Origin of the sequence: Intestinimonas butyriciproducens (assembly GCF_004154955.1) — a bacterium.
Taxonomy (GTDB): Bacteria; Bacillota; Clostridia; order Oscillospirales; family Oscillospiraceae; genus Intestinimonas; species Intestinimonas butyriciproducens.
The window spans coordinates 2335602-2351292 of sequence record NZ_CP011524.1 but is presented as its reverse complement, the minus strand read 5'-3'; the positions used below and the strand labels follow the sequence as shown (position 1 = coordinate 2351292).

Genomic DNA, 15691 nt, shown 5'->3' with positions numbered 1-15691 from the left:
GCGGCTTTTTACGTCTGGTGCCGGCTTCAGCGGACCGGCGCCGTTCCCCGGCTCATGCGGAGAGAGGCCAGGGCCAGCCCTGCGGCCAGGACACAGCAGACCATACAGAACGCCAGCATCAGGTTGGCGCCGCCCAGGTCCAGGGCCCTCCCGGCCAGGAGACTTCCGAGGACGCCGCCCAGGCCGTTGGAGGCCACCATCATCACCGTCTGCCCCTTTATCCGGTCCTCCTCGGGGACGGACTCATTGACATAGTAGACCGAGGTGGGGGTGAAGAGACCATAGCCCAGCATTTGAAGGGGCTGGGCGAGAAACACCCAGAAGAGGTCGGGGGCGAGGAAGAGGGCCAGGGCCTTTCCAAAGCAGAAGAGAATGCTCACCAGCAGGAGACGACCGCCGCCCAGCCTCCGATAGAGGCGCTGAAAAAGAAAGGCGGTGGGCAGCTCGAAGGCTGCCATAAGAAAGAGCGCGGCGCCCAGACTTCCCTCCGTGCCCCCGCGGCTCACCACCACGTTGACCAGGAAGTTGGACATGGGTAGGCAGCCGGTGATGCCCAGAAGGATGGCCAGCAGCATGACGGTGAAGGCGGGATTCTGCCGCAGCAGCCAGAACACGGAGTGGGGCTTCCGCGCCTCATGGGCAACCTTGGGTCCCGCGGGGCAGAAGGGATAGGTGGCGACCAGGGCGATCTCCAGGGCTACCAGCAGGGCGTGGGTGATAAGGGTGGACTCCACCCCGAAGCGGGTGACCTGGAGCCCCAGGAAAATGCAGACCACCGCATAGGAAAAGGAGCCGATGCCCCGGCCCAGACTGTACCGGATCGGGACGCCCAAGCTGATGAACTGGATGGCCATGGCGTCCATCAGGGGATAGGAGGAGATCTCAAAGCCACCCATGACCACCAGGACGGCGATGGTGCCCGCCATGCCCATGGGGAAGAGCAGGAACACCAGACTGGCCGCCAGACTGAGGACCAGGGACAGGCTGACGATGCGCCGTAGCGGGATGCCGGGATGCCTGTCGGCAAAGCTTCCCAGCGCCGGCTGGCACACGATGCCGGCCAGACACCGCACGGCGATGAGCATTCCCGCCTCGCCGTTGGTGAATCCCCGCGCCGTGAGCAGCGCGGCCTGATAGGCGCAGACGGCGGCAAACATGGCCCAGAAGCCCGTCTGCATGGCGATATAGTGGTAGTCCAGGCGGCGGGCGTCGGGCAGGGCGGAGGACATAGGCAATTACCTCACAGTTCCGGTTTTTGGGCGATGGGCGGCGCACTTTGATAGGTGTCCAGACAGAAGTCGCCCGCGGGGAAGAAATCGAAGAGGGGGTCCAGGGCCAGGCTGCCCGCGGTGTACATCACCAGCACCACGTCCGGCTCCAGCCAGTCCACGTAGGAGAGCAGGTCGTCATGGAAGTACCGCAGGTCTATGGTGATGAGCTCTCCGCAGCTCAGGGCCAGGAAGGGGGTGAGGGCGCAGGCATAGGAGTCCCGCAGCAGAAGGATGCGTTTTCCTTCCGGATGTACCTCGTTGTAGATGCGCCCCATGGGGTAATCCCCACCGGCGTAAAGGGTATATGGATTGCCTCCGAAATAGTCCCGCTCCTCCACCCGCTCCGGGAAGAGGAGGGATTCCTCAAAGGGGCCGGTGCGCTCCATATCATAGATGGGGATGGAATAGGTGAAATTGGTATGAAAGGTGGGGACCCAGAGCTCTATGTCGTCCACTCCGGCGTAGAGGGAGCCCACCCGTTTGCCCTGGCTGCCCAGGAAGTAGTCCGAATAAAAGGTACGGGTGAAAAAGCGCTCATCGGTGTATTTCCCGGGGATCGTGAAGCCGTAATCCCGGCGCAGGGTCTCCGCGATGGTCTGGCAGGCGAGAAAGCCGGCCTCCGGGGTCCAGTGGTGGTCGGTGCGGAAAAAGAGGGAAGACCAGTCCCGGCCGCAGGCGGCCAGGGTCTCCCGCAGGTCCAGCGCCGCCACGCCCTGTTCCTCCAGCACGGCGAGGATCTGGTCGGCATAGTCGTTGCCGTAGTCCGACACTCCATCCGGCAGGCGGGGGTCGCCGCTCTGGAGCTTCTGTGGGGCCTGGACATAGAGAAGGGGGATATCCCGCTTCTCCAGGGCGCGGGAGAGACGGGCCACGGACCGGCCATGTCCGGAGACGTCCAGCGCCTGGTCGTTTACGAAAGTGAGGGTGCCGTCGGTGAGCTTTACCACCGAGTAACGGGGGTCGGCGTCCTCCACCACGGTCCGGCCGGAGAGCTTCTGGACCTCGCCGTAGAGCTGGATAAAGAAGTGGTCCTGTTCCAGGGCGCTGTTGGCCGTGGCCTCGGCGGAGCCGATGAACGACTGTATTCGTTCTTCCAGAGGTGTCCGCGCCGCCTCCCGGGCCCTGCCCTTCTGGCTGGGGCCGCCCCAGCCGTCGCCCATGCGGGCATGGGCGACAAAGGAGGCTCCGCTGCGCTGGGGGAGGCGCACACCCTTGCGGGCCGGGGACGTGTCGGCAAGCCCGGTGACCAGCAGGAGCGCGCCCGCCGCCAGTGCACCCAGAAAGAGCAGGGCACCCAGATTGGTATGCGGTTTGACCAAGGGGAGGCCCTCCTTTCTGCGGGCTAAAAATTGAAGTAGATGAAGGGGTTATAGGTCCCCTTGACCAGAAAGGCCGACGAGGCCAGGAAGAGGAGCAGCAGAGAGGCGCCGTATACCATATCCCACAGAGGAAACACGTGGGGGGCGTATCGGCCCAGATAGACCTCCACCTTTTCCGTGAGCCACCGGCCCACAGGGAAGGAGAAGAAAACAGATAGTAGAATTACGAGGAAATATTGCTCCCAGTAATAACAAGCCTGGAGACCGGTGACGCGGCCCGGGGAGAACATGGCGCCCAGATAGTCCAGGGCGGCGGGGAGAGAGGGGGCCCGGAAGAGAACCCAGCCGAAGTTGACCATGAGGAAGGTCCAGGCCCAGCCTGCGGGGGCGGGGATAGGGCGGCCGGAGGCCCCCAGCTTTTCCAGGCACAGCAGCAGGAAATAGAAGAGGCCCCAGCAAAGAAACGTCCAGTTGGCCCCGTGCCATACGCCGGTGAGCAGCCACACAACGAAGAGATTCCGGTAGGTCCGCCACGGACCTCTCCGGCTTCCGCCCAGAGGGATGTACACATAGTCCCGAAACCAGGTGGACAGGGAGATGTGCCACCGCCGCCAGAACTCCGTCACCGAACGGGAGAAATAGGGATAGTTAAAGTTCTCTAAAAAGTGGAAACCAAACAACTGGCCCAGACCGATGGCCATATCGGAGTAGCCGGAGAAGTCATAGTAGATCTGCAGGGTATAGCACAGGGCCCCCAGCCAGGCAAGGGCGGCGGAGAGCTCCCCGCCCGGCGTGTCCCAGGCGGCGTCGGCCACCCCGGCCAATTGGTTGGAGAGGAGCACCTTTTTCCCCAGGCCCACAATGAAGCGGCAGCAGCCGGAGGAGAAGTCCGCCCAGGTCTCCCGGCGGCCCTCGATCTCGTCGGCTACGGTGGAGTACTTGACGATGGGCCCGGCGATGAGCTGGGGAAAGAGGGAGATGTAGAGGCCCAGCCGGAGGGGGTTGCGCTGAACCTGTGCCGTCCCCATGGCCACGTCAAGGACATAGCTCAGGGCCTGGAAGGTGAAGAAGGAGATGCCGATGGGCAGGCCGATCACCGGAACAGGGGTGTTGAGCCCCGCCAGGTTCAGGTTTTCCAGGGTAAAGGTGAGGTATTTGAACACAAAAAGGAGCCCCAGGTTGCATACCACGGCGGCGGTCACAGGCAGCGCGGGCCGCCTGCCCCGCCGCCTCCAGGCATGCACCCAGAGGCCGAAGCAGTAGTTTGCCAGGATGGAACCCATCATGACCAGCACAAACCAGGGCTCCCCCCAGGCGTAGAAGAAGAGGGAGGCCGCCAGCAGGAGTAGGTTTTGTGCCCGGCGCATGCCCCGAAAGACCACATAGTAGCCCAGGAGCACCGCCGGGAGAAAGGCGAAGAGAAAGATGGAGCTGGAGAAGAGCATGGGCGGAGCTCCTTTGTCCGGAGATTGGGTCAGGTGAGATATCGCCCCACCACAGGGATTTTGTGGATGAGCCAGGAGAGCAGGAAGCTGGGGAGAAAGATGACCAGGGTGAGGAGGGGAACGGCGACCGCCGTGGGGATGGGCGGCGTGGCCAGCCCAAAATGGCGCAGCAACACCAGAAAGATCACATGGGAGAGATAGACGCCGAAGCCGCATCCGGCCAGCCGGCCGGCCCGCTGCCTGCGGGAGCGCTCGTCGCTCAGGCCCAGCACATACCGGAAGAGGACAAAGACGGCCACCGCCATGGCGCAGACGTTGGGCGTGAGATAGCTGTAAAGCGTGACGTCCAGAGCGCCGGCGCGCCGGGAGAGGAGGGAGGTGCCCAGCACGGTAAAGGCCCCTCCGGCGATGCCCAGCACGTAGATGAGCCCCTCGGCCAGGCGGCCCAGGGTATAGGTCTTCAGATAGTAGCCCGCCAGATAATACCCCACAAAGGCCAGGGGCGGAAAGCCCAGGGTAAAATTGAGATAGAGCCGGTTGGCATAGAGGGCGACGGTCTGGCTCCCACGGAGACGGAGGAAAAGGGGGATGACCAGCATGAAGAGGGCGTACACCAGAAAGAACCAGTGGAAATCGCTCCGCTTGGCCCCGCGGACAAAGGCGCGCAGCAAAGGGGTGAGGAGATAGAGGCCGATCGTCATGGTGAGATACCACAGGTGGGTCTCGGTGTTCCCCAGGATCACCGCATAGAGGGCGCGGGGCAGACTGGCGGGGCTCAGAGTCCCGGCGGCAAGCTCATAGAGCAGGCGGTAAGCGGCGCCCCAGAAGAGCAGGGCCGTGACCATCCGCAGGATGTAGCGGAGGAAGAGGGAGGGCCAGGAGAGCGCCTTTTGGGGGTCCAGCAGAAACATGCCGCTGCACATGACGAAGACCGGCACACACCAGCGGCACAGGCTGTCCCACATGTTGAGGGCGTGCCAGTCCGTAGTGCCCACCGGGAGGGACTCCAGCCAGCCGCCGGAGACGTGCAGGACGATGACCGCCAGCATGGCCACCACCCGCAGAAGCTCGGCGTAGGCAAGGCGCCCGCCCTCATTGGTACGGGCCATGGGTCACTTCCTCTCCGGGACGATCTCAACCCAATAGCCGTCCGGGTCTTCTATGAAATAGATACCCATGGCGGGATTCTCAAAGCAGATACAGCCCAGGGCCGCGTGCCGTTTGTGGGCGGCGTCCAGGTCGGGCACGGAGAAGGCCAGATGGAACTCGCCCTCTCCAAGGTCGTAGGGCTCGGTGCGGTCCCGCAGCCAGGTGAGCTCCAGCTGGAAGCCGGTGGCGCCGTCCCCCAGATAGACCAGCTTGAAGGAGCCGTCGTCGGCCTCCTTTTTCCGCACCGGCGTCAGGTCCAGCGCGTCTTTGTAAAAACGCAGGCTCCGCTCCAAATCCAGAACATTGAAATTGAAGTGATGGAAAGTAAACATAGACAGCAACTCCTTTTTGGGATCCGAGACAGTATACCACAAAAGATGGAAACGACGCAACGGCTTTACGGGCCCAGCAGCTCCTCGGCGATCCTCCGCCCGGTGGGGGTGGCGGCCAGCCCGCCGCCGCCGGTCTCCCGGAGGGCGGTGGGCATCACGTCGCCCACGGCGCGCATGGCGTCGATGACCTCGTCGCAGGGGATGACGTTCTCCACCCCCGCAAGGGCCAGTTCTGCGGCGGTGAGGGCGTTGACCGCACCGATGACGTTTCGCTTGACACAGGGGACCTCCACCAGTCCGGCCACCGGGTCGCACACCAGTCCCAGCAGGTTCTGGAGGGCGGTGGCGCAGGCGGCGGCCATCTGCTCCGGCGTGCCCCCCAGCAGGGAGACCAGCGCAGCGGCGGCCATGGCGGAGGCCGAGCCGATCTCCGCCTGGCAGCCGCCCTCCGCCCCGGCAATGGAGGCGCGGGTGGCGATGACCTGGCCGAAGCCGGCCGAGACATAGAGGGCCTTTACCATCTTCTCCTCGGAGAAGTCGTATTTTTTCCGGATGGGCAGCAGCACCGCGGGCAGCACGCCGCTGGCCCCGGCGGTGGGGGCGGCCACGATGCGGCCCATGCAGGCGTTGCACTCCCCCACCTTCAGGGCGGTGGCGATGATCTCGGTGAGCACCGGCCCCGCCAGCGAGACGGCGCAGGTCTCCACCTTCCGGGCATCCCCGCCGGTGAGGTTGCAGGCGGAGCGCCGGGCAGGGTCGTAGCCCTCCACGGACTCCACCATGGCCCGCCACAGACGGGTCATTTTTTCCCAGGAGGCGTCCCGTTCCCCGCCCCGGTCCCGGAGATCGTCGGTGAGGACGGCCTCCCACAGGGGCATGTCACCGGCGGCGCGCAGCAGGCTTTCCACAGAGACAAAGGCCATTTTACTCCTCCCCCTCCATATTGAGATAGGTCACTTTTACGATGCCGGCGGCGGCGCGCAGTTCGTCGACGGCCTCCCGCCAGATGGGTTGGTCGCTCTCCAGCACCATGACGGCCAGACCGCCCCTGCGGTCCCGGTAGAGCTGCATGGTGGCGATGTTTACCTGGCGGCGGGAGAGGACGGAGGTGACCTCCGCCACGGCGCCGGGCCGGTCCTCATTGCGGATGATGAGGGTGGGGTAGTCCCCGGTGAAGGTGCATTCCATCCCGTCGATGGCGTTGACCCGTACCCGGCCGCCGCCCAGGGAGGAGGCGTTGACCTCCAGCTCCCGCCCTTCCCGGTCCCGGACCCGGAGGATGACGGTGTTGGGGTGGGCGCCGCGGATGACGGCGGTGGAGATTCGGAGCTCCATGCCCGACTCGCGGGCCAGAGCAAAGGCGCGGGGGATGCGGGGATCGTCGGGCTGCATGCCCAGGAGTCCGGCCACCAGGGCGCGGTCGGTGCCGTGCCCTTTGCCGGTGGCGGCAAAGGAGCCGTGGAGGAGCAGCTCCGCCGCCGCGGGCCGGTTCCCCAGCAGATGGCGGGTGATGAGGCCGATGCGTGCCGCCCCCGCCGTGTGGGAGGACGACGGCCCCACCATAATGGGGCCCATGATGTCGAAGATGTTCATGGAGAAAGACTCCTTATTGAGAAGTAGAGGGCGTGAGGGGCTGTCGTGCCGCGCCGTCAGGCGCGTACAAGCGTTTTGCCCGGAGGGCAAAACCTTGGCGCAGGCGGAATTTATTTCCGCCGAGCAGGTCAAATCAGAAAAGGGGTCCCCGCGGGGTGCGAAGCATCGCGTGGGGAGGCGGCCCCACCATAATGGGGCCCATGATGTCGAAGATGTTCATGGAGAAAGACTCCTTATTGAGAAGTAGAGGGCGTGAGGACCGTCAGGCGCGTTCATCTTTTCGGCCGACCAAATAATCGATTGAAATATGCAAGCAGTCTGCAATCTTTAAAAGTCCATGAAAATCGGGAAAACGCTTTCCCTCTTCGTAATACTGATAGGCTCTCGGTGTAATGCCCAACAAGCCGGCCATATCTTTTTGCTTGATGCCCAACTTTAGGCGTTCTTCTCGCAGTCTGACAGAAAACAATTCCATGAAGCCTCCTATTGTAATGAACATATGGTTCTCCTGTAATGGGAATACAAAGTTCTTAACTATAGGAGGTATCAAGATGACAGAATTCCTCTTCTGGCTCTATCCTGCCTACATCAAGCCCTATTTGTCCACCATATCCAAGGATGATGCGGACGCACTGCGCTTTTTCCTGCCGAACGGTAGCTTGTGTCCGGCGCAGAAGAAGGACATGGAAGTTGTCATCCGGTTTTATGCTGCCACAGCTTTCTGCTGGGAATGCGCACCGGGATCGGACTGGCGGGAGAGATCACGCCTGAAACACCCGAACTCCATCCTTGATGGTCTCCAGCACCCGGAGCCCTCGGATGTCCTCCGGCGGAACGACGGTGGGATCGCGGTCCAACAGCACCAGATCGGCGGCCTTGCCTGGGGCAAGGGTGCCCCGCCGCCCCTCCATGCGGTACTGGTAGGCGGCGTTTGCCGTCACGGCCCGGAGGGCTGCGCAGGGGGAGACGCGATATTCCGGCCCCAGCACGGCTCCGCTCCGGGTGACCCGGTTTACGGCACACCAGACGCTCTCGAGCATATCCGGCTGGATGACGGGGGTGTCCTGGTGGAGGGTATAGGGAAGGCCCAGCCGCTCCGCCGCCCCCAGGGGGGAGATGGAGGCGGCCCGCCGCGCCCCGAAGTTTTCCACATGGATGTCGCCCCAATACCACAGGTGGGCGGCAAAAAAGGAGGGGAGGATTCCCAGCTCCTTCATCTCGGCCAACTGCTCCGGGCGGACGAGCTGGGCATGGATCATCACCGGGCGGATGTCCCGGACGGCGCGGCCCGTCTCCTCCTGCGCCCTGCGGCAGCAGCGGATATACTGCGCCGCGGCCGCGTCTCCGTTGCAGTGGGCCAGAAGCTGCGCCCCGTCGGAGAGCGCGCGGCGCACGAAGCCGGTCACCTCTTCATCCGAGTAGATGGGATAGCCGGTATAGGTCCCGTCGCCGCCCTGATAGGGCTCCAGCATCCAGGCCGTGAGACCCTGGGGGGAGCCGTCCAAAAAGATCTTCCAGCCCCCCAGGCGAAACCCGCCCACGGGCGTCTGCCAACAGGGGGACGACGAGAGCTCCGGGGCCTTCTTGAGGTCGGCGTAGCCCACCACATCGGCCGTAAAGACGCCGGCCCGGGCGGCGGCGGAGAGCATTTGAAACTCATCCGCGCCGGTGAGGCCGTCCTGGATCAGCGTGATGCCGCGGGAAAGGTAGATCTGCTGGGCCGCGTCCAGGGCCGCGGCGGCGTCAGCGGCGCGGTCCATGGGGACCTTGGCGGTGGCCTGCCGGAAGGCGAGCTCTTCCAGATAGCCGCTGGGGGTCCTGCCGTCGGCCTCCCGGCCGATGCGTCCGCCCTCCGGGTCGGGGGTCTCCGCCGTCACGCCCATCAGGGCCAGGGACTTGGAGTTGGCCACGCCCATGTGTCCGGAGGCGTGGGTGATGAGCACCGGCGCGTCGGGAAAGAAGCGGTCCAGGACCTGACGGGTGGGGTGCGCGCGCTCGGCGAGCACATTGTGGTCGTAGCCAAAGCCCATGACCCAGGCGTCGGGAGGCAGGCGCCGCGCTTCCGCGAAGGCGCGCAGGGCAAGGCCGATCTGCTCGAAGGAGTTCGCCGCGCCCAGCTGGCACAGGGAGAGGGTGGCGGCCAGGGCCGTGATGTGGGAATGGGGGTCCAGGAACGCGGGAAGGAGGGTACGGCCCTCCAGGTCGACCCGACGTGCGCCGGGGGCCAGGGAGGAGAGCTCTGAGAGGGCTCCCAGGGCGGCGATGGCTCCGCCTCTGGTGAGAAGGGCCTCCGGACGGGGGCCTGGCTCCATGGTCAGGATGGGCCCGCCGTGATAGAGAACAGCCTGCATATGCTTATTCCGCCTTTTTATCGATTTGATGGGGGGTACGCTTAGAATATACGATTTGCTGCTCGCTATACAGACCTGTGTACCCGGACAGACGGTAGGACACGGCGATGGCCAGGGCAAAGAGGGGCAGCCCGCCGCCGCCGAAAAGCTCATAGGCCAGGAGGATGGAGGAGAGAGGACAGTTGGTCACGCCGCAGAAGGCGGCCACAGTGCCCAACGCGCCGCCGAAGGAGGGGGAGAGACCGATGAGCGGCCCGGCCACGCAGCCGAAGGTGGCCCCGCAGGCAAAGGTGGGGACGATCTCGCCGCCCCGGAAGCCGGCCCCCAGGGTGAGGGCGGTAAAGACGATTTTCACCAGGAAGCCCCAGGGTTCCACGCCCGCGCCGTTTCCGGTGACGGCGGCCTGGACCAGATTCCCGCCCGCGCCGTTGTAGACCTGGTCGGAGAGCCCGCCGTCCAGCAGGGAGAGGCCGATCATGATGAAGCCGCCCGCCACGGCCCGCACCCGGGCGTCGGGGAGGTATTTGGCGTAAAGGCGGCCGGTGCCGTGCATCACCTTGCAGAAAAGAACGGAGAGGGCGGCGCACAGGCCGCCCATCACCACCACCTGGACCAGCGCCAAGGGGGAGAGGACGGGAAGGCCGGAGACGGTATAGGCCGTGGGAGGGACGCCCAGGTATCCGGCCAGCAGAAAGCCGGTGAGGGAGGAGAGAAAGGCCGGGACCAGGGCGGCGTATTGGATGATCCCCACATGCACCACCTCCAGGGCGAAGATGGCGGCGGTGAGGGGAGTGCCGAAGAGGGCGGAGAAGGCGGCCGCCATGCCGCAGACCGTGAGCATCCGTCCCTCCTCCGGCTCCACGCCCAGCCGGTGGGCGATCTTGTTGGAGATAGAGGCGCCCAACTGGAGGGCGGCCCCCTCCCGGCCGGCGGAGCCGCCCACCAGATGGGTGATGACGGTGGAGAGAAAGATAAGGGGGGCGGTGCGCAGCTTCATGGGTTCATGCTCCCGGACGGCCACCAGCACCAGATTCGTGCCCCGGTCCTTTTCCATCCCGCAGGCGCGGTAGAGAAGGATGATGGACAGCCCGCCCACCGGCAGCAGAAGGATCAGGCGGGGGTGGGCCTGACGCAGCTCGGTAACAACGTCGATGCCGTAGTGAAAGGCCACGCCCACGATCCCCACCAGCAGCCCGATCACCACGGCAAAGACGGCCCGGCGCAGAAAATCCAGAAAATCCAGGGACTGGGGAGGCAGCAGTTCGGCGGGTTCCCTCATGGTGGTCTCATCTCCCAAACTCAGATGGAACGCGGGCGTCCACGGCACCCGGCCCCTCCGCATATCCGGCGCGCTCCGGGCACGCCCGCATTCTCGACAGTCCCCAGTATAGCATAATAAAAAGAGGTTTTGAACTTTATAGTGAAAAATTTTAGATACTGTGATATAATACCCCCAAATCGTACCTCCGCCGCCGGAACGGCGGGCGGAGCCATGTTTCAAGGGGGAATCTGTTTTGCTGCCGGACCCGTTATGGCCCTACATACTGGCAGGTGCCGTCCTGTTCCTGGCGGGAGCGCTGCTCTCCGCCGCCATCGGTCCCTTTGGCCGGGCGCTGAACCGACTCTGCAACGCGTTTCTCCGCGTCACCCGCATCAAGCCGGACGCGGGGCTCCAGTCGGTGTCGGAGGATGAGCTCCGCGCCCTTATGGATCTGAGCGAGGAGAAGGGCTCCATCGAGGCGGACGAAAAAGAGATGATCGAAAACGTCTTCGATTTCAACGACACCGTGGCCGAGGACGTAATGGTCCACCGCACCGACATGGTGATGCTCTGGACCGGGGATACCGACGAGGAGATCGTCCAGACCATCGAGGACTCCGGTCTCTCCCGTTTCCCGGTCTATGAGGAGGACGCGGACGACATCGTGGGTATCCTCAGCACCCGGGACTACCTCCTCAATGCCCGGCGGGCATCGCCCAAGCCGTTGAAGGAGCTGTTGCGTGCCGCCTATTTCATTCCTGAGTCGGTTCGGGCCGACGTGCTGTTCCGGGATATGCAGAGCAAGAAGGTCCACATGGCCATCGTGGTGGACGAGTATGGCGGCACCTCGGGGCTGGTGACCATGGAGGACCTGCTGGAGGAGATCGTGGGCAATATCTACGATGAATTCGATCCCCAGGAGGATCAGGAGATCATCCAGCTCGAGCCCAACCTGTGGCGCATCTCCGGTTCGGCGGAACTGGAGGACGTGGCCGAGGCCCTGGAGATGGAGTTCCCCGAGGACGAGGAGTCCGACACCCTGGGCGGGCTGGTGTTTGATCAGCTCTCCGTCATCCCCGAGGACGGGAGCAAGGTGGAAGTGGATACCCACGGTCTCCACATCAAGGTGGAGAGCATTGTGGACCGCCGGGTGGACTGGGCCCTGGTGAGCAAGTGTCAAGAGGAAGAGGAGAGCCAAGCGTGAACCGATCAAGTCCGCGCATGCCACAGGCATGCGCGGACTTGATTTCTGTCCTGCGGGAAAAAGCGCCGATGTTCCGGCGCAAAGGATCTTTGCGTGACTTTTATGATAGGTGGCCATATAATTATTTTATATCCGGACATAGATAAAGAAAGGGCGCGCTGCGGAGTATGGTCTCTGCGGCGCGCCTTCGTCTGCTGAAAAAGTCTGACCGAAAGTGAAACGAAGCGCCCGGTCCAAGTGTCTAAAAGACAGAAGGAGGTGGAAGGGGCCGTGGACATCGAAGCGCTGATGGAGAAGTATGGAGACAACATCCTGCGCCTGTGTTATCTCTATCTGCTATCTGCGGGATGGGGCACTGGCGGAGGACGCGGCCCAGGAGACCTTTGTCCGGGCCTGGCGGAGTCGGGAGGACTTTCGGGGGGCATCCAGCGAAAAGACCTGGCTGACCAGCATTGCGGTCAATGTATGCCGGAACATGCTCCGGTCTCCCTGGCACAGCAGACGGGTGGATCTGGAGATTTTGGAGCGGGTCCCGGCTGAGGAGCGTGAAGCGGTCGACGACACCGTGATCCGGGCCGTGCTGGGGCTACCGGGAAAATATCGGGAAGTGGTGGTCCTCTATTATTATCAGGACTGCTCCACGGCGGAGATTGCCCAGGCGCTGGAACTGCCCCAGGGAACGGTATCGATACGGCTCAAACGGGCCAGAGAACGGCTGAAACCTGCGCTGAAGGAGTGGTATTATGCGGAATATTGAGCTTCAAAACGCGCTGGACCGCTCTATGTCCGGATTGCAGTTCCGGGAGGAGATGAAGGCGGCCGCGGCGCTGGTATGCACCGCGCTGCTCTTTACCGCTCTGGCGGCGGGGCCGGGTATTTGGTCGTTGATCCAGGAGCACTTGGGACCCCGCGCCCCCTACGCCACCGGCGCGGCGGGGGCTGTGAGGGACCAGGGGATCGAATTCGGCGCGGCGGCGGCCCTCGCGGACCGAAACACGGTCCGAGTCTCACCCTTCGGGATCTGGAGGGAGAGCGGCTGAGGAACGGGGTGGAGCTGGATCTGTGGGCCCTTCCCAGAGATGAGGAGGGCATACCTGTGGCGCAGGAGGACGGCCCCAACGGCGGCACTCCCATGCAGACGGTGTCCTATGAGGAGGAGACGGGGACCCTGACCCTCTGTCAGACCTTCTACAGCAGAGAGGCCCTCTCCTCCCTCACGCTGTCGGTGCGGAAGATCATGCCCGGGGCCCGCTCTTTCCAACTGGCGCTGAAGGGAAGCCAGCTCGATGCCTTGGTGCCGGAGGGGGAGGAGCCGGGCGTGGCCGTCACCTCCATGGGATTTGCCGAGGATGGGCGGCCCCCTCCCGGACCCCCGCCGGGAAAACGCGGCGTGTCACCTGAAGGGGATATGGCTCTCCCCTCTGAGCCTGTCGGTGCGCTGCCGGACTGTGAACGGCGCCTCCTTCCTGCGCTCGGACCGACCGGTCATCACGCTGCTGGACGGAAACCGGGTGGAGCCGGGAGAAGGACGCCTGCTCGTGGGAGAAGGCACGGTGGAGGAGACGCTGGAGGAGTGGGTCTGGGAGTTTGAAAGCCCGGTGGACCTCCAGAAAGCGGCCTCCGTGACCCTGTTGAGAGAGACGATCTCCCTGTCGGGGAACTGAAGAAAGGAGCGGTCAAGATGAAGAAACGGATACAGTGGACGCTGGCCCTTCTCTGCGGGCTGGTTCTGGCGGGTGCCGCCGGGGCGGCGGGCCCTGCCACCGTCCGTGCCGAGCTCTGGCACGGCGGGGTCTATGTGGACGGCGCACGGGCCGGGTTCGTCAGTGAAAAAGGGGAGTGGGCCTTTCTGGTGAACTATCAGGGCATGGTATATCTCCCTCTGCGCACTGCGGGGACCTGGATGGGGAATATCCGGGGAGACCTGACCATCATCCAGGAGGCGGTGGAGCGGGAAAAGACCATGCTCACAGACCTTTTCGATATGGAGTGCAGAGACGGGAAGCTGGTTCCTCTGGAACGCAAGAAATGAGACGGGCGGGGCCGGGCGGAGAAAAATCCGCCTGGCCCTATCTCCGCGGGACAAAAGCGCCGCTTTTGGGCCTTTTCCGCCTGCGCAAACGGACAAAAGGCCCCGGGATGCGAAAAGCGCGTACTGGTCTTTGGCAGCCCCCTTCCGCGCGGAGAGAGACAAAAAGCAGACGGGAAAAATCTTTTTCTTCATAAAATTTTTACTTTAAAAATGCCACCGGATGTAGTATGATAAGGGCGTAGGCTTTCAAACGGAAACTCACATACCCATCAGGAGGTATTTATGATGAGAAAGACAAAGGTGATCTGCACCCTGGGGCCCTCCGTGGACAACGAGGAAACCCTGCGCAAACTGATTTTGGCCGGGATGAACTGCGCCCGCTTCAATTTTTCCCACGGCACACACGAGAGCCATCTCGCCACCCTGACCAAGCTCAAGCGAGTCCGGGACGAGCTGGGGGCTCCGGTGGCCTCCATGCTGGACACCAAGGGGCCTGAGATCCGCATCAAGAGCTTTGAGAACGGGCCCATCACCCTGACCCGCGGCGCGGAATTCACCCTGAGCACCGAAGATGTGCCCGGTGACGAGCACCAGGTCTCCGTCACCTATGAGAACCTTCACAAGGAGCTCGGCGAGGGCTGCCGGGTGCTGGTGGACGACGGGCTGGTGGAGCTGGTGGTCCGCAGGATCGAGGGCAGAAAGATCCACTGCGAGGTGGAGAACGGCGGTACGCTTTCCAGCAATAAAAGCATCAACATTCCCGACGTGCACATCCTGCTGCCCTCTCTCACGGAAAAGGACAGGGAGGACCTGAAGTTCGCCGTGGAGAACGATTTCGACTTCATCGCCGCCTCCTTTGTGCGGAAGGCCTCCGACGTGGAGGATATCCGCGCCTGTCTGCGCGCGTGCGGCGGGGACGACATCCGCATCATCGCCAAGATCGAAAACCGGGAGGGCGTGGACAACCTGGACGCCATCATCGCCGCCTCCGACGGCGTCATGGTGGCCCGGGGAGATCTGGGGGTGGAGATTCCCGCCCATGAGGTGCCGATCCTACAGAAGAAGATGATCAAGGCCACCATCCGCCAGGGCAAGCCCGTTATTACTGCCACCCAGATGCTCGATTCCATGATCCGCAATCCCCGGCCCACCCGCGCCGAGGTCTCCGATGTGGCAAACGCCGTCTTTGACGGCACCTCCTGCGTCATGCTCTCCGGCGAGACCGCCTCCGGCAGATATCCGCTGGAGGCCCTCCAGACCATGGTGAGCACGGTGGAGGCCGCCGAGGGGGCCATCGACTATTGGGGCCGGTTTCGGGAGAACAATCTGCTCCCCGGCATCAGCTCCATCAACGACGCCATCACCCACTCCTGCTGTCTCACCGCCATGGACCTGGGCGCCTCTGCCATTCTGGCCGCTACCAAGAGCGGCTATACGGCCAAGGTCATTTCCCGCTTCCGCCCCGCCTGTCCCATCGTGGCGCTGTGCCAGAGCGAGCAGACCAGGCGGCAGCTCGCCATCTCCTGGGGCGTCCACCCCTACCTCACCGGAGAGGTGGATTCCACCGACCGGCTCTTCTCCATGGCTGTGGATGTGGCCCGGCGGGAGGGTGCGGTGGCATGCGGCGACACCGTGGTCATCACCGCCGGCGTGCCCATCGGCATCAGCGGCACCACTAACCTCATCAAGGCCCAGGTCGTGGGAGAGCGCGCCTGAGCGCCGCAGGACGCTGCT

17 protein-coding genes are annotated in these 15691 nt (G+C 63.8%); 6 read left to right on the top strand and 11 right to left on the bottom strand.

Features of this window, described 5'->3' with window-relative positions; translation table 11 throughout:
- Positions 1 to 26: 26 nt before the first annotated feature.
- The 10 genes from SRB521_RS11690 to SRB521_RS11645 all read right to left on the bottom strand — a co-directional run bounded on the left by SRB521_RS11690 (position 27) and on the right by SRB521_RS11645 (position 10739).
- Positions 27 to 1229 carry an MFS transporter gene (locus SRB521_RS11690; RefSeq protein WP_116721884.1) on the bottom strand — a complete coding sequence of 401 codons (1203 nt, stop codon included), beginning with the start codon at positions 1227 to 1229 and terminating at the stop codon, positions 27 to 29.
- Between the two features lie 11 nt (positions 1230 to 1240).
- The gene (locus SRB521_RS11685; protein WP_075703437.1) at positions 1241 to 2590 is read right to left on the bottom strand and encodes an alginate O-acetyltransferase AlgX-related protein; all 1350 of its coding nucleotides are present in this window, start codon (positions 2588 to 2590) and stop codon (positions 1241 to 1243) included.
- Between the two features lie 23 nt (positions 2591 to 2613).
- On the bottom strand, positions 2614 to 4035 hold the full coding sequence (locus SRB521_RS11680) for an MBOAT family O-acyltransferase (protein WP_116721883.1): 1422 nt from the start codon (positions 4033 to 4035) through the stop codon (positions 2614 to 2616).
- Between the two features lie 29 nt (positions 4036 to 4064).
- Positions 4065 to 5144: an acyltransferase gene (locus tag SRB521_RS11675; RefSeq protein ID WP_116721882.1), complete on the bottom strand. Its 1080-nt coding sequence runs from the start codon at positions 5142 to 5144 to the stop codon at positions 4065 to 4067.
- Between the two features lie 3 nt (positions 5145 to 5147).
- Positions 5148 to 5516, bottom strand: a complete 369-nt coding sequence (locus tag SRB521_RS11670) for a VOC family protein (protein WP_058117199.1) — start codon at positions 5514 to 5516, stop codon at positions 5148 to 5150.
- A 65-nt stretch (positions 5517 to 5581) separates the two neighbouring features.
- Positions 5582 to 6439, bottom strand: coding sequence for an L-serine ammonia-lyase, iron-sulfur-dependent, subunit alpha (gene sdaAA / locus SRB521_RS11665; RefSeq protein ID WP_116721881.1), 858 nt, complete (start codon positions 6437 to 6439; stop codon positions 5582 to 5584).
- A gap of 1 nt (position 6440) precedes the next feature.
- Positions 6441 to 7109 carry an L-serine ammonia-lyase, iron-sulfur-dependent subunit beta gene (gene sdaAB, locus SRB521_RS11660; protein ID WP_075703441.1) on the bottom strand — a complete coding sequence of 223 codons (669 nt, stop codon included), beginning with the start codon at positions 7107 to 7109 and terminating at the stop codon, positions 6441 to 6443.
- A 262-nt stretch (positions 7110 to 7371) separates the two neighbouring features.
- On the bottom strand, positions 7372 to 7584 hold the full coding sequence (locus SRB521_RS11655) for a helix-turn-helix domain-containing protein (RefSeq protein ID WP_075705394.1): 213 nt from the start codon (positions 7582 to 7584) through the stop codon (positions 7372 to 7374).
- Positions 7585 to 7870: 286 nt separating this feature from the next.
- Complete coding sequence (locus tag SRB521_RS11650; RefSeq protein WP_075703442.1) at positions 7871 to 9460, bottom strand: amidohydrolase; 1590 nt, start codon at positions 9458 to 9460, stop codon at positions 7871 to 7873.
- Positions 9461 to 9464: 4 nt separating this feature from the next.
- On the bottom strand, positions 9465 to 10739 hold the full coding sequence (locus SRB521_RS11645) for a chloride channel protein (protein WP_075703443.1): 1275 nt from the start codon (positions 10737 to 10739) through the stop codon (positions 9465 to 9467).
- Positions 10740 to 10974: 235 nt separating this feature from the next.
- On the opposite strand from SRB521_RS11645, the gene SRB521_RS11640 reads away from it, so the two are divergent.
- From SRB521_RS11640 to SRB521_RS11630, 3 genes are all read left to right on the top strand, one after another.
- On the top strand, positions 10975 to 11925 hold the full coding sequence (locus tag SRB521_RS11640; RefSeq protein WP_242943897.1) for a hemolysin family protein: 951 nt from the start codon (positions 10975 to 10977) through the stop codon (positions 11923 to 11925).
- Positions 11926 to 12223: 298 nt separating this feature from the next.
- Complete coding sequence (locus tag SRB521_RS11635) at positions 12224 to 12682, top strand: sigma-70 family RNA polymerase sigma factor (protein WP_242943898.1); 459 nt, start codon at positions 12224 to 12226, stop codon at positions 12680 to 12682.
- Positions 12669 to 12965, top strand: a complete 297-nt coding sequence (locus SRB521_RS11630; protein WP_075703444.1) for a hypothetical protein — start codon at positions 12669 to 12671, stop codon at positions 12963 to 12965. Before SRB521_RS11635 ends, SRB521_RS11630 begins: the two co-directional genes overlap by 14 nt.
- A gap of 148 nt (positions 12966 to 13113) precedes the next feature.
- Here the strand turns inward: SRB521_RS11630 and SRB521_RS16205 are convergent, their stop codons facing one another.
- On the bottom strand, positions 13114 to 13260 hold the full coding sequence (locus tag SRB521_RS16205) for a hypothetical protein (RefSeq protein WP_165366631.1): 147 nt from the start codon (positions 13258 to 13260) through the stop codon (positions 13114 to 13116).
- A 14-nt stretch (positions 13261 to 13274) separates the two neighbouring features.
- Here SRB521_RS16205 and SRB521_RS11625 point away from each other — a divergent pair, with 14 nt between their 5' ends.
- The 3 genes from SRB521_RS11625 (at position 13275) to pyk (ending at position 15673) form a co-directional block, all read left to right on the top strand.
- Entirely contained in the window at positions 13275 to 13589 is a 315-nt protein-coding gene (locus SRB521_RS11625; RefSeq protein WP_075703445.1) for a hypothetical protein, read from the top strand.
- A 17-nt stretch (positions 13590 to 13606) separates the two neighbouring features.
- Positions 13607 to 13957 carry a hypothetical protein gene (locus tag SRB521_RS11620; protein WP_116721880.1) on the top strand — a complete coding sequence of 117 codons (351 nt, stop codon included), beginning with the start codon at positions 13607 to 13609 and terminating at the stop codon, positions 13955 to 13957.
- 282 nt (positions 13958 to 14239) lie between these two features.
- Entirely contained in the window at positions 14240 to 15673 is a 1434-nt protein-coding gene (pyk, locus tag SRB521_RS11615; protein WP_052082408.1) for a pyruvate kinase, read from the top strand.
- Positions 15674 to 15691 lie beyond the last annotated feature (18 nt).

What these genes read in the sequence shown, in the direction of transcription:
- pyk (WP_052082408.1), top strand. Translation starts at nt 14,240, where the DNA reads ATGATGAGAAAGACAAAGGTGATCTGCACCCTGGGGCCCTCCGTGGAC.
- SRB521_RS11625 (WP_075703445.1), top strand. Translation starts at nt 13,275, where the DNA reads ATGGGCGGCCCCCTCCCGGACCCCCGCCGGGAAAACGCGGCGTGTCAC.
- SRB521_RS11620 (WP_116721880.1), top strand. Translation starts at nt 13,607, where the DNA reads ATGAAGAAACGGATACAGTGGACGCTGGCCCTTCTCTGCGGGCTGGTT.
- SRB521_RS11655 (WP_075705394.1), bottom strand. Translation starts at nt 7,584, where the DNA reads ATGGAATTGTTTTCTGTCAGACTGCGAGAAGAACGCCTAAAGTTGGGC.
- sdaAA (WP_116721881.1), bottom strand. Translation starts at nt 6,439, where the DNA reads ATGGCCTTTGTCTCTGTGGAAAGCCTGCTGCGCGCCGCCGGTGACATG.
- SRB521_RS11690 (WP_116721884.1), bottom strand. Translation starts at nt 1,229, where the DNA reads ATGTCCTCCGCCCTGCCCGACGCCCGCCGCCTGGACTACCACTATATC.
- sdaAB (WP_075703441.1), bottom strand. Translation starts at nt 7,109, where the DNA reads ATGAACATCTTCGACATCATGGGCCCCATTATGGTGGGGCCGTCGTCC.
- SRB521_RS11680 (WP_116721883.1), bottom strand. Translation starts at nt 4,035, where the DNA reads ATGCTCTTCTCCAGCTCCATCTTTCTCTTCGCCTTTCTCCCGGCGGTG.
- SRB521_RS11630 (WP_075703444.1), top strand. Translation starts at nt 12,669, where the DNA reads ATGCGGAATATTGAGCTTCAAAACGCGCTGGACCGCTCTATGTCCGGA.
- SRB521_RS11670 (WP_058117199.1), bottom strand. Translation starts at nt 5,516, where the DNA reads ATGTTTACTTTCCATCACTTCAATTTCAATGTTCTGGATTTGGAGCGG.
- SRB521_RS16205 (WP_165366631.1), bottom strand. Translation starts at nt 13,260, where the DNA reads ATGGAGGTGACGGCCACGCCCGGCTCCTCCCCCTCCGGCACCAAGGCA.
- SRB521_RS11675 (WP_116721882.1), bottom strand. Translation starts at nt 5,144, where the DNA reads ATGGCCCGTACCAATGAGGGCGGGCGCCTTGCCTACGCCGAGCTTCTG.
- SRB521_RS11645 (WP_075703443.1), bottom strand. Translation starts at nt 10,739, where the DNA reads ATGAGGGAACCCGCCGAACTGCTGCCTCCCCAGTCCCTGGATTTTCTG.
- SRB521_RS11650 (WP_075703442.1), bottom strand. Translation starts at nt 9,460, where the DNA reads ATGCAGGCTGTTCTCTATCACGGCGGGCCCATCCTGACCATGGAGCCA.
- SRB521_RS11635 (WP_242943898.1), top strand. Translation starts at nt 12,224, where the DNA reads ATGGAGACAACATCCTGCGCCTGTGTTATCTCTATCTGCTATCTGCGG.